Below are 20,735 nucleotides of genomic sequence, written 5' to 3'. Positions count from 1 at the left end.
GTACACCTCGGAGCTTTTCTCTTTTGAGCGCGACCCGGCGTTATGGGGATGAGTGAAGTCATTTTTTTATTGACTTTGATCTGGGTGGTACCACGGCATTGTTCGTCCCGGCAAAAAGCACACACTTTTTGCGGGGCTTTTTTTATTGCATACAATCATGAAAAGGGAGAATACGTGAATATGAATATACTAGACGAACTGGAATGGCGCGGAGCCATCAACCAGCAGACAGACGAAGAAGGTCTGCGCGAACTGACCAACGAGAAAGATATCGCCTTATACTGCGGGATCGACCCATCAGGTGACAGCATGCATGTGGGACACTTGATACCCTTCATGATCCTGAAACGATTCCAACTGGCGGGACATAGACCCGTTATCCTGATCGGCGGCGGAACAGGATCGATCGGAGACCCCAGCGGACGTAATTCCGAACGTGTCCTCCAGACCATGGACCAGATCGAGATGAACGCTAACAAACTGAGCAGTCAGATGCGCCAGCTGTTTGAGGCTGGTTCAGAACACTCCGGGATCAAACTCGTCAATAACTATGACTGGCTGAAAGAACTCTCTTTCCTGGATTTCCTCCGTGACTTCGGCAAGGAATTCAATATCAATACGATGCTGGCGAAAGACGTGGTGTCAAGCCGTTTAGATACTGGCATCTCCTTTACTGAATTCAGCTATCAGATCATCCAGTCTGTCGACTTCCTGCATTTATTCCAGAACGAAGACGTGCAGCTGCAGATCGGCGGTTCCGATCAGTGGGGCAATATCACGGCCGGACTGGACTTGATCCGTAAAAAAGAAGGCGCAGAGTCCAAAGCCTTTGGACTGACCATTCCCCTGCTTCTGAAAGCAGATGGCACAAAATTCGGTAAATCAGCAGACGGCGCGATCTGGCTGGATCCTGAAAAGACGACCCCTTACGAATTCTACCAGTTCTGGTTCAACCAGGATGATCGTGATGTCGTCAAGTACTTGAAGTACTTCACTTTCCTTTCAAAAGAGGAAATCGAAACTCTGGCTGAACAAGTAGAAACCGAGCCGCACAAGCGTGCCGCTCAAAAAGCTTTAGCTGAAGAAATGACACGTTTTGTCCACGGTCAAAACACATTGGATGAAGCCATCAAGATCAGTCAGGCACTCTTTTCCGGCGAGATCCAGGAACTGACAGCGGACCAGATCGCCGCCACCTTTAAAGATGTGCCGTCATCAGAAGCACCTGCCGGCGAACATGGTTTGGTCGAGTTTCTTGTGGATATCACTAAAATCGAACCGTCACGACGTCAAGCACGCGAAGACATCAAAAACGGTGCGATCCGCCTCAAGGGGATTCAAGTCAAAGACATCGATTACATCGTGACGGAGGACGACAGCTTCGACGGCCGTTTTGTTATCGTGCGTAAAGGTAAAAAGAAATACTTCCTGGTTCATTTAGTTTAATAGATACACAGACGAAAAAAACGATCCCGCCTTCAGAGAAAGAAGGCGGGATCGTTTTTTTCTATTAACTAAAGCATTTTTTAATGTAGAGTTCATAAAAGCCGGTTTCACTTTTATGAACTCCTCTGTATTTATCTTTCAGGTTGAGAGAAGAACTGGCTTCTTTTAGCAGCTGCTACCGAAATGTTCACAGGAGTTCATAGAAGATTGGCCATCTTTTGGCAACACTTTAGTCTTTTACCATCGAGTTATAAGAAGACACCCCTTCTTTTCATAACTCCGGGCCTGTTTTGATTTGGGATACTAGAAAAAGACCCTTCTTCTATTAACTCGCTCTTATTTTCTATACTCAGTTCATAGAAGTTACCTCTTCTTCTAGTAACTCGACAGCTTTGGCTGCTTCTGTTCCTATAACATTTATACCCTTCTGCCAGCTTCCTGTGGATGACTACGCGAATTAACAAAAGACGACCTTCAGAAATCAAAAAAAAGACCGAATCACATTCACATGTGATTCGACCCTTATTATTTTAGTTGAAGAAGTTTCTGATCGCTTCCCATAACTGACTGAAGAAGTTGCCGATCTGGTCGATCAGACCGCTGTCTTCAGCGTCCTGCCAGACATCTCCGAAACGGTCTCTGATGTTCGTGGACAGATTCTCCAGTTGTTCTCTTACTTGAGCAGAATCGATGGCCCCGGTCTGCTGATAGCGTTCAAAGAAAGCCAGCAGGCGGTCGATCTGTTCCTGACTGATCACGTTCTGCAGATCATTGTTTTCCAGCGCTTCATTGATGATGCGCTCAATATCTTCACGTGTAGCCAGTTCATTCTGCTGTTCGCGGAGTTCGGCCAGCTGCTGTTTGATCTCAACGATCGCCTGATCAAAGCGGGAGGTATCGAATCCTTCTTCCCCGGTGTTCGCCTGAGCGATATCGTTGGTCGTTTCCAGTTCTTCCTGGGCCACTTCCATACGGTCCTGGTCCAGATCTTCACCGTTCACGTCAAAGGCTTTATAAATACCGGTCAAAGCACTTTCGCCGGTAACAGGACGGATACTGGCGACCATGATGGTCACATCTTCTACACCTGCTGTGATGGCTGCATTGGCATACTGTTCTTCGGTTATTTCCGTGATATCATCCGGTGTTTCGATCAGGACACTGACGCCGTCGCCTTCATCCTCACGTTGAACCAGAACGGAGGAAATCATGCTGGCCGTGTTGCCAGATCCGGTCCCCAGATAATTCTGCAGATCTTCACCTGTCACATCCACGCCTGCAACGTTTTCTCTGCTATCGATCCCCAATAGATCCGCTGTTTCAGCGATCTGAGCCTCATCCAGCCCGCCGCCATAAACAAAGGTTGGCAGTCCCCAGGCTTCATCCACCACACTTGTATCGATGCCTTCAGAAGCATTGACAGTCGACATCGGAACCACTGACAAGACACTCAATGCGGTAATATAACCAAGTTTTCTTTTTAATTCTTTAATCATCGTTTTCTCTCCTTTAAGATAAATGCATTAGATCAAATGCACATATAGTATACCACCCTCCTTCACTTTTGACTATTCACACTATAAATGATCAACCTATATAATGACTTTTAAACTGAAGAAAATAAGAATCGATCAATAAGCTGATAGGACGATTCAAACTATTACCATTAAGGGAAAGAAGCATCGACTTTATAGCCGATGCTTCTTCATCAAATATTTTCAGTTTATTATAAGCCGTTCAGTGCATCTTCAACAGACTTATCTCCTGTGACCAGATCAAATGACTTGTGGTAGGTGTTTTCATTTTCAAGAGATGCAGCCAGGACTTTAGCCACATCGACCCGAGGGATACTGAATACATCTGAATCGGTAATGACATCTTTGGCAAGGACTTTGCCGATCGATTCTTTGTTTTCAAGCATTCCCGGACGCACAATGGTATAATTCAGACTTGAATCCATCAGCCACATGTCTGCAAAGTGCTTCGCAACATAATACGGCTTGAGTTCTTCATTCCATCTGTCCCGATCATCGGCCCCAAAGGCACTGACCATCACAAAACGGTCGATTCCGCTGGCTTTGGTCGCTTCAATGACTTTCACTGCTCCGTCCAAGTCGATCAGCAGAGTCTTATCAGACCCCGTACTGCCGCCTGAACCGGCTGTAAAGACCACAGCATCGATATCAGCCATACGCTCTTTGATTTCACCTACAGAGTCTTCCAGATTGCCTAGTCTTGCTTCGACGTCCTGTTCTTTGAATTTTTCTACCTGTTCTTCTTTTCTGACAAAAGCGACGGGCTTATGTTTCCCTTCATCCTTCAACTCATCCACTAAGTGTTGTCCGATCTGACCATTCGCTCCAACAATCAATACATTCATACTATCGCTCCTTCGTTTTTAAACTCTATTATAACCATAACAAAAAGAAGACAGGATAACCAAAAGGACGCTTAGTTCCGGTCACTGTCTTCTTTTTGTCACTGAGTCTTTTTCTACCAGCTGATAAGTCAGACAGGCAAGTTTCTTAGTAGCGGGATCTTCCACGATATGTGCATCGATATCGAATACCGAACGCAGGACTTTATTGGTCATTACATCTCGCGGGGATCCGGCTTTGATGACTTCGCCATCCCGCATCGAGACGATGAAATCCGAAAAGCGGGATGCATGATTCAAATCATGCATCACCATGACGATGGTTTTCCCCTGCTTTTTGTTCAGTCGTTCCAAAACCTGCAGGACATCGAGCTGATGGGCGAGATCCAGATAAGTGGTCGGTTCATCAAGGAGCAGGATGTCTGTATCCTGAGCCAGAGCCATGGCGATCCACACACGCTGACGCTGACCGCCCGATAATGAATGCACAAACCGGTCAGCATACTCGAGCAGATTGGTCTCTCCCAATGCCCAGTGGATCATTTCCCAGTCTTTCGCTGTCAGCTGGCCGAAACCTTTCTGATAAGGTGACCGTCCATATGACACCAGGTCTTTTACCGTGATTTCCTCCGGAGTATGGGGAGACTGTGCAAGAATGGCGATTTTCTTAGCGATGTCTCTGGTCGACTGCTTGTGGATCGCTTTACCGTCAAGGAGGACTGAGCCGTGTGAAGGTTTCAGTATCCGTGCGACAGTTTTCAGCAGCGTCGACTTGCCACAGCCATTTGGACCGATGATACTGGTGATCTGAGATTCAGGGATGATCAAATCCATCTCTTCTATAACTGGTCGTTTCCCATAGCCAACTGATAATTCCGTTGCTTCAATCCGGGACAAAACATCCCCTCCTCCTGTTAGTCGTTTGCGATACTGTCTTCAATATGACCGAGGACCTGTTCATTTGCTGTCGGTCCATAATATAACCATGCTGAATCAGAAGCAAAGACATGGACCTGATCATTTTCTACTGCAGGAATATTCTGCCATAAACGGTCCTCAGTCAAAGCTTCTTCACCATTATCAGATATGAAGAATAAACGGTCAACGTCCATCTGGGCCAGTTCTTCTAATGAAACGGCAGCCCAGTCAGCGTCTCCTGATAAATCGGAAACGACTTCAGGGACTTCAAACCCGGCATCACCGTAGAGAACAGCGCCGCTTGAACGTTCAGGATGAACGACGAACAAGCTGGTATCCACCATCCAGACCGCTGCAGCCGATTCACCTTCAGCATTTTCTGAAACGAGATCTCTCGCTTCTGACGCTTTCTGATCATAAGCGTCAATGACCTCTTCTGCTTTCGTTTCTCCGCCTAAAACTTCGCCGATTTCCGTCAAGGTCCCACGCCAGTCTGTCGGCTGGGATTCAAGGACGTAAGTCGGAGCGATTTGTGCATACTGGCTGACCATATCTTCTTCCGGCTGATCGCGAAGGATCAATAGGTCCGGACTGAATTCAAGCACTGATTCATAAGGAAGATCGTAAGGGATCGTCGGAACATCTCCCAGTTCTTCCTGCAGATAGTTCTGGACCCCTGCACCGTCACTGATCGACCACTGGGCAGCTGGAGTGACATCCAAAGCGACTAAGTAATCTTCCAGATATGACGCAATAATGTTTTCGGGATCTTCAGGGATCTCAACTTCTCTACCCATTCCGTCCGTCAGCGTTACAGGCCCTGTTTCTATTTCCTCTTGAACTGGCTCTTCAGCTGTTTCTTCCGTCTCATCAACAGTATTTTCTTCACCGCAGGCAGTCAATAATAAAGCAAGGGTCAAACCCGTCATTCCTAATTTTTTCATCCTATTTCCTCCGTTAATCTTTAATCGTCATTAATAAGTAAATAAAGTAAGGGGCACCGAGGACCGATACGATCAGTCCTACGGGTATTTCAGCAGGCGCAAGCAGTGTGCGTGCCAGTGTATCAGACACCACCATCAAGATAGCGCCCACAACTGCTGTGATTGGAATAAGTCTCTGAAACTTGCCTCCGACAAGACGCCGACTTAAATGCGGAGCCACCAGTCCTAAAAAGGCAATGCCTCCTGCGACAGCTACACTGGACGCGGCCATCGCCACGCCGATAATGAGTAATAAAAATTTCTCTTTTTCCACTCGTGTCCCTAAGCCTAGAGCCATTTCTTCTCCCAGCTGCATCACCGTCAATACTCGTGCCTTATAAAGAGTCAGGGGCAAGAAGATGAGGATCCAGGGTAAAAGACTCCAGACAGACTGCCAGCTTGCATTCCAGATCGATCCCGACAGCCATACGAGAGCCCGGTTGAAGTCACTATCGCTCATTTTGAGCTGGACTAGCAGCAGCAGGGCCGAGAACCCGGCATTCAACCCGATCCCCACCAGGATAAGCCGGACGGGAGTCACGCCGCTTTTCCAGGCCAGGATATAAATCAGCAGGGCCGCAGTAATGCCGCCTATAAAAGCGACGAAGGGCAGACTGAGTGGCATCCACCAGGGGTGAGAGCCTTCATACAAAGATGTGAGATACAAAAACACTACAACGAACAGGCCGGATCCTGAATGAATACCGATGATCCCCGGATCTGCCAGCTCGTTTTGAGTGATACCCTGAAACACCGCTCCGGCGACCCCCATACCGATCCCGACGAGAATGGCTACAAGCAGTCTGGGGATCCGAAACTGAAACAGGAGCAGGGCATGACTGTCTGTCCCTGAACCGATCAGGGTTTTAAAGATGTCAATGGGTGATAAGGTCAGATGACCGGCACCCATACTGACGAAAAACATCACTAGCAGTACCCCGACTAAAAACAGGAACAGTTTTATCGTCCGCTTTGATTGTCTGGTGTACCGACCTGCAGACTTCTGATTCCTCATTTCCATCCTCTCCCTCCTTTACGTGCCAGAAAGAGAAAGAACGGGACGCCGATCAGCGCTGTCAGTGTTCCAACAGGCGTTTCATAGGGAGGGTTGATCACACGAGCACCAATGTCGGCCAGCACAAGCAGGCTGGCTCCGAATAAAGCAGATATCGGAAGGACCCATCGATAATCCAGGCCTACGATTTTTTTCGTCATGTGCGGGATGACCAGACCTATAAAACCGACCGTTCCCGCTATGGAAACAGCTGCCCCCGTCAAGACCAGCACAATGAGTAAAGAAATCAGTTTTATCCATCCGATTCTCAGTCCCAGTCCCCTGGCCATCTCTTCACCCAGCGAGAGGATCGTAAGAGAACGTGAGAGCGTTAACGAAGCAAATAAACCGATGATCCCAATGAGAGCAATCACTGTAACGCTTTCGATTCTGACCCCCGCAACTCCACCGGCATACCAGAAACTCATATCTCTTGCTACATCAAAATGGATCGCGATCATCGTTGACAATGATTGAAGCAGCGCACTGACTGCGGCTCCAGCTAAGGCAAGTTTTACAGGCGTCAATCCTCTTTGAGTAAAGAAGCCTATAGAAAAAACCATGCCTGCTCCTAATGCGGCACCCGTAAAGGACCAGAAAATCAGCTGATAATGTGACAGTTGGGGGAACAAGGCAAAGCCAAGCGCGATCATGAAGGCCGAACCTGACGTCACGCCCATGATAGAAGGTGACGCCAGTGGATTGAGCGTCAATGCCTGCATGATCACTCCCGAAACGGCTAACGACGCTCCGACAACCGCTGCAGCAAGGACTCGAGGAATACGCAGATCAACCAGGATCACATGCGCAGTATCCGTTGCATCAAAGTTCCATATCGCCTCGCCGATCATTTCCCACGTGAGTTCAGCCGCACCGAAGCGCAGAGAAAGAAGCATCAGCAGGAACAGGATCACACCACTCGTTAAGAAGATCCAAGCCGTCGGATGCGAATGGCTCAACCGTCTCATTAAACGTTTCTGTATATCTTTATCTGTTAGTTGTTTACGTCTGATTTCATCCATCATTACTCTCTTTCCTCTGTATCAGGATCTGTCCGTCTATACTTCTCTCTCCTCTAGGCCTATATTAAGAGAAGACACGATGCTTTTTCTCCTTTTGGATCACAGACAGGCTGTGCTGCGATCAAGACTATCTCGATCGGTTCGGCTTCTTCTGTAACGTCCCTTCCTTCATCCTACGGTATACAATCGGAAGCCGTTAAAGATTAAGGTCCGCCACAAGTCGCCTTAACTACTGTGATAATTTTCTCGTTTAATAGAATGCCAGAATCGAAAGGTTTAGCCTGGATAATCGTATACTTCATCCCTTTCATAGCAGTAATAGTCGCCTCACTGTCAACGTCCATCTGCATCTTTCTAGCTCTCCTAAATTAATTGAGAATGATTATCACCTTCATATAAGTTATACCATTCACAAAGTCGCTTGTAAAGGCTAGATAAGGAAATGGCAGCGTTATAAAAAAGACAATGCACTGAGAATAAACTCAGCACATTGTCTTCAGATTTATTTAAAATCATTTTTTATTATTAATTTCTCTTCTGTTTTCAAGCTCGACCTGGATCTCCTGCATTCTTGTTTTATCAAGTTCATAAAACTTCATTGCAATTAGAGAAGCGATCCATGCGAACATGAGCATGCCGATATATAAAAACAATGTTACCCATTTAATGTTTGCAGAATATGGTGTGTTTACATCCGGGAAAATTTCATTGAATCCGATAAAGGCTAAAGTAAATCCAATAACTGTTTGAGCGAATGAGGAAATCATCTTATCTACGAATGAGAATATGGTTCCCATCACGCCAGGTGCATAGCGACCAGTTTTATATGTTTCATAGTCTGTAACATCTGGGATCATAGGAATAACAAGTCCTCCAGAGAGTGTACGTAGACCGTTACCAAAGATATATAATAGAATAAATGAGATAGTCATGAATCCCCAGTTATCCATTCTGATCTGTGTCGGGTCACCTAGTGTAAGTAACAAGAAGATACCTGAAAAAGAGCCTATAGCAAGCCAGGTTGATACTACATAACCTTTTCTCGTACCGAATTTTGAAGCAAATCGTGTGCCAAAGAGTGCAATAATTATATTAGGAATCAATACAATTCCTGATATGACCCCATACATTCCAAAATCTCCTATGATGATACCAAATAGCATAACCATAACGATTGAGTTAGTAGCTATAGAACCGCCTAATTTATCTGTAGATGCAGCTATAATAAGCATTTGTAGTGGCCGGTTTCCTTTGAGAATCGTCCACATATCCTTAAAAGTGATTTTTTCTGCTTTGCCCGTTCCAAAGTTTTCAGTACGGTCACTTGACCAGATACCTATAATGGCCAATACTGTCAATACACCTGATATAGCAAGAGCAGTTAATGCAAACTCCTGAAAAAGCCCAGCACTGTTAAACGTGCCCCCGTATTTGGGTACCAAGTAATTTGATAAATACATGGCTCCACCTGTAAACAATAAACCTGAAAGAGTAATGTCAAATGTTGAAAACAATGGACGCTGAGAAGGATCACTCGTCATCACTGACTGTCCAGCTTTTGTGACCGCTGTCTGGAAAGTATACCCTATGATATAAACGACATAGAGTAAAATAAAATAAGGGAGTTTAAAATTTTCAGGTACAAGATGGTTTGTAAAGAACAACAGTCCGATTACAACTGCCATCGTTAAGTATCCACCTAACATGAATGGTCTGAATTTACCATATTTCCCATCCGTCTTGTCGATCCATAATCCAATGATCGGGTCGGTGATCCCATCAAACATACGACTCCCTGTTATTATCGTTGAAACAAGTACAGTACCTAAGCCAACAACTCCTGTGGCAAAATAGGCTACGTTCATCATTAAGAAGAACATAACATTCGTTGCTGTATTATTGGCAGCAAAAAATCCCATCTGCCAGATTTTGGCTCTTCTTAACTTCTTCGGCCCCCCTGTACTTGATAAAACTTCAGCTGACACTTTTGCGTGAGCAGTTGGATTTGCTGTTTGCATGATTTAACACTCCTTTTTTTGTTTTAAAGCCAATAAACACAAAAAATGATTCCGACAACTCATTCGTTATACAAATTTAAAAGCGCTTTCTTTATATCGTATACTAGTATATTAGCATACGCTTAAAAGATGCGCTAGTGTTTTATTAAGCCTTTTCATTTTAATTTTTATTTCATTATTATCATTTATTATTGATATATTGATAATTTAGTTTTTTATATAAAAACGCTTACTTTTAATCCGGTTATTTTGTGACAATTTTGTGACTAATTAGTATATCAGTCATCATAACCCTTGTCATATAAGGGTTATGATGCTATAAACTATCTTGAAATCGGCCGTTCCATCTTAAAAAAATAACTGAACAAGAAATCTGATATATCAGTAAAAAAAGCCAGCACTGCGATACAAGCAGTACTGGCTTTTTACTCTTTAACTATAATTAGCAATGTAACTTTCAAGTCGACTTCTAGTCGGCAATCCTTCATTGTCTCCTGAATGCTGGACTTGGAGCGATCCGATAGCATTAGCATAGACTGCCGCGTCTGTCCATGACCGGCCATTTAAGTAGGCGTGAATGACGCCTACAGCGAAGCCGTCTCCGGCTCCGACTGTATCGACGACTTTATCTACTTTGAATCCTTTGACATTCACCGTTTCTTTCCCTTTTTCCGTCACAAAGGCACCATGTGCACCACTTTTTGTAATGACGACTTGGGCTCCATGGTCCAGGTAAAACTGAGCGATCTCCTCGACATCGTCCGACCCCATGAGGATCTTTCCTTCTGCGACACCGGGGAGAACGACATCAGCATAACTGGCCAGTTCGTTGAGAACTGAAATCATCGTCTTTTCTGATTCCCATATCGAAGGACGGATGTTGGGGTCAAACGTAATAAAGGTCCCGGCTTCTCTAGCTTTTTTCATTAAATAGAAAATTGCTTCCCTTACAGAAAAACTCACTGCAGGCGGAATGCCGGTAATGTGCAGGAGTTCGATCGATTCGACATCCAGATTCTTGATTTCTTCAATAGATAATGTCGTGAAAGCACTGTAGCGACGGTAGTATGCAGTGACTGGATCCCCGTCGCTCACTTTGTTTTTCAGCATAAGCCCTGTTTCGTGGTTATCCGAAAACAGCACACTGCTTGTATCCATACCTTCATTACTCAAATAATCCACTATATGTTCTCCGATAGGATCTACACCTAGCTTGGTCACATACTTCACCTTGTGATCGAGACGCGACAGCCCTATCCCTACATTAAGTTCAGCACCTGCAACAGATCGGGTAAAGCGTAAAACATCCTTAACTGCTCCATACTCCTGAGCTCTAAACAATCCCATTGGTTCTCCAATCAATACAACGCTAGCCATTTCGCACATCCTATTTTAAGTTATTGTATTTATTTACAAATGCCTTGGCATTTTCAGTTGCTTTGCTGTAATCGTCGCCTTCCAGTCCTTTTGTCAGTGCACTGCCGATACCTACTGCCCAAGCACCATTGGCCATCCACTGATCCATGTTATCCAGACTAACGCCGCCTGAAGGCATCATTTCAACATGAGGAATAGGACCATGAACATTCTTGATGAATGCAGGGCCTAAAATCCCGCCCGGGAATACTTTCGCCACTTCGACACCCGTTGCCATAGCGTTGGCAACTTCTGTTACAGTGCCGCATCCTGGAAGATAGGGAACAGCATAGGTATTGCAGACAGTGGATATCTCCGGAACAAAGTTGGGGCTGACGATGAATTCTGCTCCGGCAATGATAGCCAGACGTGCTGTGATGGCATCCATGACTGTCCCTGCACCGACGACCATGTCTGTATCGGCGTATTTTTTAGCCAGTGTTTTGATCGATTCATCCGCCTGAGGTGTGGTAAACGTCACCTCGATGTTCTTGATGCCGCCTTCGTAGACAGCCTCTGATATTTTCGTTGCATCATCAGCAGACTTTCCACGGATGACCGCAAATAAGTAGTTTTCTTTTAATTGAGATAAAATCCCGTGTTTTTTAGTCATAATATTCCTCCAATTTTCCATGCACTTGTATACTAGTATAACGCTTTCTCTATATCAGCTCAACAGCTACTTTACATGTCAAAGCTGAACTTATCTTCATTCAAGATTTCCTGCGACTGGATATACTCCACGACTTCAAGTAAGATGTCGATCTGTTTCTGAATAGCTGTCCCGATCGTTGTATCTTTGATCAATGTTCTTTCCAGTTTCCCATCGATCACATGTTTCAGACTTGTTTCATCTTTTCCACGTTCAAAAAAACCGGAGACAGACTCAAAGGGTTGATGAGTCACGATCTGGAAACCGTAGGAATTGTTCAAGAGCGAATAACCCGCGATCCCCGTAGCCGCCCTGTAGGCTTCATTCATGCCACCATCGATGACGATCAGACGTCCGCCGGCTTTGATCGGGCTTTCCCCTTTTTTAACTTTTATGGGGGTATGTCCATTGATTATTCTGGCACTTTTATTTTCCAGTCCAAAGGTACGCAATATTTTTTTCACTGTGTCCTCATTTTCTCTCAGGTCAAAGTAAGCATTCCGCTTTTCCTTATGTGTTTCTTTATCTTTGATATAGTACCGTTCAAACGTTGTCATTTTGTTTCTTCCAAATAACGGAGACTTGTCACCGGCCCAGGCATACCAAAGAACATCGGTAGCATAGTCTTCACTGGAATCCGGAGACTGACTGGCTTTTCTGACGTACATATCGAAGGCATCGAGCATCCCTTTTCCTTGAACCTTCCGGCCTTCTAACTCAACTGACTGGAAATCACCGTTCTCATCCATCGGCAGACAGCCATGAAAAAGTAAATGGCCATTATAAACCAGGTACATGCGGCCTTTTTCAAGCAGAAAGGTCATATACTTACGGATTTTTTCCGACCGCTGAAAACTTTCAATCAGCGTGTCGACAATGTGTTCCTCTTCATAAGATAAGCGGGCCGGATCGTTTTCATCGATTCGATCATAGGGAAAGTCCGTCAGCTCGCAGTCTTTACCATCGATCTCGACCTTTTTATTCACCTTATCCACTTTCCCAAGAAACTGCCGGTTGGCCATCTGAAACTCGGGACGTCTTTCAATGATCTGCTCCTCCAGTTTGAACTGGATCACTGCCAGCGCATGATGGGCTTTTGCCAGCAGCTCTTCACTCTCTTCCTGCAGCAGAGATGAGCTTTTTGATCCTTTAGGTCTGAAGGCTTCTGTTACTTCATAGTTTTCCTCCGCATAGAGAAAAAGTGGCCGCAGATTCAACCCATACGTTCTCTCGAGTTCAAATAAATAGCCGTATCTGGCGGCGATGCGCAGGAGGGTGATCAGGTTCACTTTCGAACCGAAGTGAGCTCCCATCCAAAGCAGGTCATGATTCCCCCACTGCAAATCAACGGAATGGTGCTGTATCAGCCTTTCCATCACCTGCTCTTCCCCACTTGAACGGTCAAAAACATCCCCCACCAGATGCAGATGATCGATCACCAGCCGCTGGATGACTTCACTCAGCGCAATGATAAAAGGCTCTGCCTGTTTCAGACTGATCAGACGGTTCAGGATATTCCTGTAATATAAATTCTTTTTTCTTTGAGTTAAGTCTGTATAAAGGAGCTCTTCGATAATGTAGGTATATTTTTGCGGCAGAGCTTTTCTTACTTTCGACCGGGTATACTTGACTGCACAGAAGCCCATGAACTTCACCAGATGAATGATCGTATCTGCATACCAGTCATCGTCTTTTACAGATTCGAAAGGCTCGTGTTTCAAGGCATATTCCGGGTAACTGATAAGCAGACCGAACCAGTCTTTCTGTTCAGCTGTCCACTCGTCTCCGTAATAGTTCTCCAGTTTTTCCCGTACATTCCCCGCTCCGGTACGCAGGATATGTTCGAATGCTGCAGAAGAACCGTGGACATCCGAAAGATACAACTCTGTCCCTTTTGGCAGGTTCTGTATCGCTTCTAAATTGATAAGCTCTGTATAGACCGCTTCCGGTGTCGAATATTTTTCTCTGAGCAAGTTCAAATAGTACTGATCCATCATTATCCTCCCAATTGATACAAGATGTTTTAAAAAAAAGACAGCTTCCGGTTTCAGAAAGCTGCCTCATTAAATCCATCTTCATTTTACTCCTAAATCCATACTAAAAGAAGGATTTTCAATGCATTTTTTGCAGCATGAAGATGTAACGTACCTATTAGACGCCTGAATAAGCGTTGAATCCACCATCGATCGGTAAAACGACACCGTTGACAAAGCTGGCTGCATGTTCGTCAGTCAGGAACAACAGACCGCCGATCAGTTCTTCAGCTTCACCAAAGCGTCCCATTGGTGTGTTGTTCAAGATCTTGTTCGCACGAGCCGTTGGTGTGCCGTCTTCGTTGAACAACAAGGCACGGTTCTGGTTGCTGACTAAGAAACCAGGTGCGATCGCGTTGACACGGATACCGACGTGTGAAAAGTGTACAGCCAGCCATTCAGTAAAGTTGGAGATCGCTGCTTTTGCACCTGAATAAGCCGGGATCTTCGTCAGTGGCGTAAAGCCGTTCATACTTGAAATGTTCAGGATGTTAGCTCCTTTTCTTCCGACCATGTCTTTAGCAAACACTTGTGTCGGTAAAAGAGTGCCCAGGAAGTTCAAGTTGAATACGAATGAAATGCCGTCCTGATCCAGATCAAAGAATGTCTTCATGTCTTCCAGACCTTCTGTTTCGTGGAATTCGTTGTCTGTCGTTGCTCGAGCATTGTTCCCTCCGGCACCGTTGACAAGGATATCGACTTCACCTAAGTCTTTGACTACAGCTTCTTTGGCCGCTTCGATACTTGGTTTTTCTAAAACATTACATTTGTATGCACGGGCTGTTCCACCGGCATTGTTGATTTCGTCAGCGTATCCTTGTGCTGCTTCTTCATTCAAGTCAAGAAGCGCTACTTTCGCGCCTGCCTGAGCATACTGCTTGGCGAATTCCGAAACTAAAACGCCGCCTGCCCCTGTCAAAACGACAACTTTACTTTTAAAATCATGTGCGTGTTGCTTTGTCATAATATTTTCCTCCTATAGGTTGGTGTTTTTATTTACCTGCTTTTTGTACTGCTTCGTATAAACCGTTCAGATAGGTTGCTCCTAAGGCACGGTCATATAAGCCGTAGCCTGGTTTGCCTGTTTCTCCCCAAATCATGCGGCCGTGGTCCGGACGGATAGATCCTTCAAATCCGTGATCAGACAAAGCTTTAACCACTTCGTACATATCGATGGATCCCATTTTAGACAAGTGTGCGGATTCTTCGAAAGATTTACCTTCTCCTGTCAGCTTGACGTTACGTGCGTGCACAAAGTTCACGCGGTCTTTTTCAAGCATGTCTTTCAGCATAGCAACGGCATCGTTCTTCGGATCAGATGCATACGAACCGACACAAGCTGTCACACCGTTGTATTTTGAGTCATATAAGTTGATGAAACGGTTCAGAGCTTCTTTATTGGTAATAACACGTGGCAAGCCGAAAATACTGTAAGGAGGATCATCCGGATGGATCGCCATCTTGACGTCAGCTTCTTCTGCAGTCGGCATGATCGCTTTGATGAAGTACTCCAGGTTTTCCCAAAGTTTTTCTGTATCGACTTCTTTATATTCATCCATCAGCTGGTTCATTTCTTCAGCTGTATAACTCTCGTCCCAGCCTGGAAGTGACAACGTGCGCGGATCCATTTTGTTGACTTCTTCTTCGTCAAAGATCAGTGCGTGCGAACCGTCTTCCAGTTCATAGTTCAAGTCAGAACGGGTCCAGTCAAAGACAGGCATGAAGTTGTAACAGACCACAGGGATCCCTGCCTCACCTAAATTACGTAGAGTCTGTTTGTAGTTTTCGATGTATTTATCACGAGATGGTTTGCCTAGTTTGATATCTTCATGAACAGGTACGCTTTCGATGACTGAAAGCTCGAGACCTTTGTCTTCGACCTGCTGTTTGAGTTCCTGGATTTTTTCCAGCGGCCAAACTTCACCGACCGGGATATCGTAAATAGCTGATACGATCCCTTTCATGTTTGGTATTTGACGAATATAGTCTAACGATACGGGGTCAGAAGTCCCGTACCAGCGGAATGACATTTGCATAATTCTTTTCCTCCTAATTTAGTTACCTTCTATTTTATTAATATCTGAATCTTATTTTTTAAAGTACTCAATGGCATTGTTATAAGAGACATTTTCGATCAGTTTCTTGAGCAGGTTCTCGTCGTTAGGGAACTTACCCCGTTCGACTTGTTCGCCGACGAAGTTACATAGAATACGACGGAAGTAGTCGTGTCTTGGATATGAGACGAAACTGCGTGAGTCTGTCAGCATACCGACGAAATGCATCAGGAGACCGTGGTCAGCCAGTGTTTCCATTTGACGGAGCATGCCTTGTTCTGTGTCGTTGAACCACCAGCCGGCACCAAACTGGACTTTACCTTTGATACCTTCATCGTTGCCCTGGAAGTTTGCGACGGTACTTGCCACGATATGGTTGTACATAGGGTTCAGGTTATAAACGATCGTTTTAGGCAGCGTGCCGTTTTTATGCATGCTGTTCAGCAGGTTATTCAGTGCATAGGCGACATCTGTCTGATCATTGATGGAGTCGAAACCCGCATCCGGACCGATCGCTTCAAATGATCTGGCGTTGTTGTTGCGAATCGCGCCAAAGTGGATCTGCATGATCCAGCCGCGTTTTTCATACATCGCTGAAAGATCTGTCAGCAAACGTGTCAGATACTTGGATTTTTCTTCTTTTGTGACTTCTTTTTCTGCCAGAGCTTTAACATAGATGGCATCGATCTCTTCATCTGTTGCTTCTGCATAGAGAAGTTCTGTCAGACCGTGGTCTGAAGCCAGTGTGCCGCGCTGATCAAAGTACTCGACGCGCTCTTCAAGCAGGGCTACAAGTTCCGCGTAACTTTCAGCTGTTTTTCCTGTCACGTCTTTCAATTTATTCAAAAAGTTCGTGAATTTCTCTTCACCGATCGCGAAGGCTTCATCTGGACGGAATGAAGGAGCCACAGTCACGTCAAATGATTCGTCGGCTTTGATCTGGTCGTGATATTTAAGAGAATCAGTTGGATTGTCTGTCGTGCCGATAAAAGCAACATTTGAATTTTCGACCAGTTTGCGTGCAGTCAATCCCTCATCACGAAGTTTCGTGTTGGCACGGTCATAAACGTCTTTCCAGTTTTCACTGGTCAGGAGGTCTTCGATACCGAAATATTTTTTCAGCTCAAGCTGAGTCCAGTGGAACAGAGGATTTCCGATAGCCACTTCAGCTGTCCCGGCCCATGCTTCAAATTTCTCTTCAGGCGAAGCATTGCCTGTCACTTTGTCTTCTGATACACCGTTCGCACGCATGGCACGCCATTTGTAATGATCACCGGCCAGCCAGAGCTCCGTCAGGTTCTCAAACTGATGGTCTTCCGCGATCTGCTTTGGGTCGAGGTGACAGTGGTAGTCGAAGATCGGCAGATCTTTGGCATAGTCATGGTACAAGTGTTTGGCTACATCATTCTGCAGCATGAAATCGTCATGTATAAAAGTCATGAATTCGTCTCCTTTATTTTTTACTGATTTTAGTCAATTGTCTGTTCAATCGATTGAGCAGTTTAGGATTCAATGTTTCTTCATCCATAGAGGCCAGCATATCCAGACTCATACCTGACATCATCTCATACATCGGAGAAGCTTCCATATCACCGAAGAATTTGGATAAGACAGCTTTCGTTTCTTCATTTTCCATGAGATCCGCGATCTTGTCTTTTGAAGAATACACATCGTCAGTAATGACGACCTCTTTACCACTGTCTTCTGTCTCCTCTTCATCCTCAGGCATAGAGAACCAGTTGGATACCAGTCCGCCTTCGTCACTGTCAGGTGCCTTATAGTATTCCGGCAGTTCGGAAACTTTTTCAAACACACCCTGGTCTGTATAGCCGTCGTCTCCAACGACTTTGACAAAGGTCTCGTCATCATTCAGTGCAACATTTTCAAAGACGACTTTGTGGTCGACCGCTTCTTTTGTTTCGATTTCTTTACCGTCAATGACCAGCGTAACGGAATCACAGTTCGTATACACTTTGAACGTTGTTTCGTCGCCCACACGTTCGAGGTAACGCTTGCCGGTCAGGTGAACGAATTTCTCTGTCGTCCAGTTGGCTTTATACATATAGAACGCATCTTTTTTAAGTTTACGGTCGTATGTGATCAGCCCTTTGTTGTTTCGGCCTTTCACACCACCTTCGTCACGGATGTTTGCGCCGAAGTCAAACATGTTCCAGACATAAGTGGCCCACAGGTACGGACGCTCTGAATACATTTTCCATACTTTTTCGTGATACAGAGCATGGTATTCTTCAGTGTAATCCTTCACTTTCGGCTCATCGGTGTGATACTCGATGATGCCTTCTGCCCCGTATTCTGAGATACACAGCGGCGTTTCCGGATTCTTCTCGTGGAAGGTATCCATCCACGGTCCGAAGTCTTCTGTTTCCCCCATATACCAGCCGTAATACTTGTTATAACCGACAACATCAGTCATGTAATTATACTCGTCTTCATCATCCACGAACATGACATTCGCCAGTGTCGTCAGACGGCTCGGGCCTTCTTTCTTGGTCAGTTCAGTCAGTTTTTTAACAACGTCTCTAACTTCCTGAGACTCGCCGCCGATCTGGATCTCATTCTGTACGCCCCAGAAAATAATGGACGGATGATTGTAATTCTGACGGATCAGCTCTGTCATCTGACTGATCGCATTCGTTCCTTCAAGATCGGTTTTTGACATGCGAGAAATGAATGGGATCTCTGCCCAGACGACCATGCCTTCCTGGTCACAGAGATCGTAGAAGGTCTGGTCATGCTGATAGTGAGCCAGGCGAATGGATGTCGCCCCGACTTCTTTGATCAGTTCCATATCCTCTTTATGCTCTTTTTCTGTGATGGCCCAGCCCATGTCTTTTCTGTCCTGGTGACGCGAAACACCGTTAAGCTGCACGCGTTTGCCATTGAGGAAGAAGCCTTTTTGCGGGTCGACATGGAAATAACGCAGACCAAAAGGAATCGTCAGTTCATCGATCGTATCATTGAACTTCTGAACGCTTACCTTAGCTGTATAATGGTACGGATTTTCGATACCGTTCCAGAGTACCGGATCATTCAGTTTGAATGGTACAGTGACTGTCTTCTTGCTGTTCGCGTTCATCTGTATATCTTTAGCTCGACTGTTGACGACCCGGCCTTCCTGATCGAGTATGTCGATCCACAAGCGTACTTTTCTGTCTTCTGTCAAGTCATTCGTCAGTCCGGTCTCCACTTCAAAGCTTGCTTCATTATCTGAGACGTCCTGCTGCTTAATGTAGACACCCTGAGAACCATGATCCAGAACATCCACATGCACTGGGTTGGTGAGCACTAAATTCACATCACGGTACAGGCCGCCGTAAAAAGTGAAGTCTGCCATCAGAGGATAAACGTCTTCAAACGCTGAGTTATCCACTTCAACGAGCAGCGTGTTGTCTTCACCGAAAGTAAAGTGTTCAGTCAGATCGAAACGGAAGGTTGAATAGCCACCGCGGTGTTCACCCAAGTGATGGCCATTGATGTAAACATTCGTTACGCTGTTCGATCCTTCGAATTCGATAAACACACGCTGGTCTTTCTTTTCTATAGGAAGAGACATGGTTTTTTCGTACCAGCAGGCGCCGCGATAAAAATCAAAACCGTTTGCGCCGTCTACAGCGTTCCATGTATGCGGCACAGAAATTGCTGCCCAGCCAGATGCGTTCTCCGGTTTATTCGTGTCCACTGATTCTTTTGTAAATTTCCAGTCTTTATTTAATGATAAAATTTGTCGCATTATTTTAGTCCTCCATGTAAGTGTCAGTGACGGATCTATTTGCTTAATGCATCCTTGAATTCCTTGATAAGCTGTTCCTGGTAATCTTCGTCAAAGTCGTCATTGACCAGTTTGTCTTTTGCTTCTGTCTTCAGTCTTTCCCATGATTCTGCTTCTTTACCTACAACGATCGGGTAATAATGTACGCCGTTCTGCTGCGCAGCAACCAGGTCGCCGGGCGCATCACCGACCATGACGATCTGGTTTTCTGAATCATAGTGCTTTTTCAGCTGAGAGATACAGTAAGCTTTCGATCCAGCTTCCTGTCCAAGCATCACTTCGACATAAGGAGCCAGATCATGTTTCGTCCATTCGTTATAGACAGCCTCACCATTAGCGGAGGAAACGATTGCTATATCCGCCACTTTGCTCAGTTCTGCCAGGCCTTCCTTGACACCGTCAAATGGGTGATCCTCTCCTGAAAGGCCTTCGATGCACTGATTCACACGGTCACTCCACTCCAGCGCCAGTTTGAGTTCTTCTTCTCCAGTTTTTTCGATTTCTCTCTGTAAAGAAGGTTTAGATAGTTCATCCGATTCTTCGGTCCATTTTTTAACATGAGCAAGTTCAGGAACATCCAGTCCTTTTTCATGAGCAATGTCAAACGATAAAGCCAGACCTTTAAAGCGGTTGATGCCTCGTGTCATAGAAAATAAATTGATTTCATTCCAGATTTTCAAAAATTCGTCATTTACTGATTCGATCCCGAATACGTCAACAGCTCTTGGTCCAAAACAATGAAAATGTTTGATATCCATTGTATCCATGGCACAACCATCAGAGTCCACACAGACTAGATATTCATGCCTTTTTTCGAACTCTTCTACGCGTTGTTTCATTTTTTCACCTCATAATTGATTTGTAAAACTAATATACTAGTATATTAGCATGAAACCCCTTCATTTACAACACTAATTTAAAGAAAATCCTGTTAATTCCCTTTTAATTATATCACAGGAAGAAAACCTCCAA

17 protein-coding genes and 1 other annotated feature (1 of these 18 cut by a window edge) are annotated in these 20,735 nt (G+C 45.1%); of the genes, 1 reads left to right on the top strand and 16 read right to left on the bottom strand.

What is annotated here, in order from left to right; genetic code table 11:
• Positions 1–113 (top strand) — a binding site (T-box leader); it begins 89 nt to the left of the window's first position.
• Between the two features lie 67 nt (positions 114–180).
• Complete coding sequence (tyrS, locus tag AB4027_RS02525; protein WP_368645852.1) at positions 181–1,446, top strand: tyrosine--tRNA ligase; 1,266 nt, start codon at positions 181–183, stop codon at positions 1,444–1,446.
• Positions 1,447–1,976: 530 nt separating this feature from the next.
• Here tyrS and AB4027_RS02520 read toward each other — a convergent pair.
• The 16 genes from AB4027_RS02520 to AB4027_RS02445 form a co-directional block, all read right to left on the bottom strand.
• A complete protein-coding gene (locus tag AB4027_RS02520; protein WP_368645851.1) occupies positions 1,977–2,942 on the bottom strand; it encodes a DUF1002 domain-containing protein in 966 nt (321 codons plus the stop codon).
• Positions 2,943–3,172: 230 nt separating this feature from the next.
• On the bottom strand, positions 3,173–3,826 hold the full coding sequence (locus AB4027_RS02515; RefSeq protein WP_368645850.1) for an SDR family oxidoreductase: 654 nt from the start codon (positions 3,824–3,826) through the stop codon (positions 3,173–3,175).
• 81 nt (positions 3,827–3,907) lie between these two features.
• Positions 3,908–4,720, bottom strand: a complete 813-nt coding sequence (locus tag AB4027_RS02510) for an ABC transporter ATP-binding protein (RefSeq protein ID WP_368645849.1) — start codon at positions 4,718–4,720, stop codon at positions 3,908–3,910.
• A gap of 17 nt (positions 4,721–4,737) precedes the next feature.
• Complete coding sequence (locus tag AB4027_RS02505; RefSeq protein WP_368645848.1) at positions 4,738–5,685, bottom strand: ABC transporter substrate-binding protein; 948 nt, start codon at positions 5,683–5,685, stop codon at positions 4,738–4,740.
• A 13-nt stretch (positions 5,686–5,698) separates the two neighbouring features.
• Positions 5,699–6,745: a FecCD family ABC transporter permease gene (locus AB4027_RS02500; protein WP_368645847.1), complete on the bottom strand. Its 1,047-nt coding sequence runs from the start codon at positions 6,743–6,745 to the stop codon at positions 5,699–5,701.
• Positions 6,736–7,803, bottom strand: coding sequence for a FecCD family ABC transporter permease (locus tag AB4027_RS02495; RefSeq protein ID WP_368645846.1), 1,068 nt, complete (start codon positions 7,801–7,803; stop codon positions 6,736–6,738). Before AB4027_RS02495 ends, AB4027_RS02500 begins: the two co-directional genes overlap by 10 nt.
• A 200-nt stretch (positions 7,804–8,003) precedes the next feature.
• Positions 8,004–8,150 (bottom strand): hypothetical protein, encoded by a 147-nt coding sequence (locus AB4027_RS02490; RefSeq protein WP_368645845.1) that lies wholly within the window; start codon positions 8,148–8,150, stop codon positions 8,004–8,006.
• A gap of 162 nt (positions 8,151–8,312) precedes the next feature.
• Positions 8,313–9,818 carry an MFS transporter gene (locus AB4027_RS02485; RefSeq protein WP_368645844.1) on the bottom strand — a complete coding sequence of 502 codons (1,506 nt, stop codon included), beginning with the start codon at positions 9,816–9,818 and terminating at the stop codon, positions 8,313–8,315.
• A gap of 432 nt (positions 9,819–10,250) precedes the next feature.
• Positions 10,251–11,195 (bottom strand): sugar kinase, encoded by a 945-nt coding sequence (locus tag AB4027_RS02480; RefSeq protein WP_368645843.1) that lies wholly within the window; start codon positions 11,193–11,195, stop codon positions 10,251–10,253.
• Between the two features lie 10 nt (positions 11,196–11,205).
• A complete protein-coding gene (locus tag AB4027_RS02475; protein ID WP_368645842.1) occupies positions 11,206–11,847 on the bottom strand; it encodes a bifunctional 2-keto-4-hydroxyglutarate aldolase/2-keto-3-deoxy-6-phosphogluconate aldolase in 642 nt (213 codons plus the stop codon).
• 71 nt (positions 11,848–11,918) lie between these two features.
• Positions 11,919–13,880, bottom strand: a complete 1,962-nt coding sequence (locus tag AB4027_RS02470) for a fructose-1,6-bisphosphatase (protein ID WP_368645841.1) — start codon at positions 13,878–13,880, stop codon at positions 11,919–11,921.
• 157 nt (positions 13,881–14,037) lie between these two features.
• Positions 14,038–14,883, bottom strand: a complete 846-nt coding sequence (locus AB4027_RS02465) for an SDR family oxidoreductase (RefSeq protein WP_368645840.1) — start codon at positions 14,881–14,883, stop codon at positions 14,038–14,040.
• Positions 14,884–14,911: 28 nt separating this feature from the next.
• Positions 14,912–15,955, bottom strand: coding sequence for a mannonate dehydratase (gene uxuA, locus AB4027_RS02460; RefSeq protein ID WP_091488214.1), 1,044 nt, complete (start codon positions 15,953–15,955; stop codon positions 14,912–14,914).
• A gap of 51 nt (positions 15,956–16,006) precedes the next feature.
• Positions 16,007–17,413: a glucuronate isomerase gene (gene uxaC / locus AB4027_RS02455; RefSeq protein ID WP_368645839.1), complete on the bottom strand. Its 1,407-nt coding sequence runs from the start codon at positions 17,411–17,413 to the stop codon at positions 16,007–16,009.
• A gap of 13 nt (positions 17,414–17,426) precedes the next feature.
• The gene (locus AB4027_RS02450; protein WP_368645838.1) at positions 17,427–19,724 is read right to left on the bottom strand and encodes a glycoside hydrolase family 2 protein; all 2,298 of its coding nucleotides are present in this window, start codon (positions 19,722–19,724) and stop codon (positions 17,427–17,429) included.
• A 35-nt stretch (positions 19,725–19,759) separates the two neighbouring features.
• On the bottom strand, positions 19,760–20,602 hold the full coding sequence (locus AB4027_RS02445; RefSeq protein WP_368645837.1) for an HAD family hydrolase: 843 nt from the start codon (positions 20,600–20,602) through the stop codon (positions 19,760–19,762).
• Positions 20,603–20,735 lie beyond the last annotated feature (133 nt).

The organism is Alkalibacterium putridalgicola (genome assembly GCF_040959045.1).
GTDB lineage: Bacteria > Bacillota > Bacilli > Lactobacillales > Carnobacteriaceae_A > Alkalibacterium > Alkalibacterium putridalgicola.
This window is presented reverse-complemented; position numbering and strand designations above follow the sequence as displayed.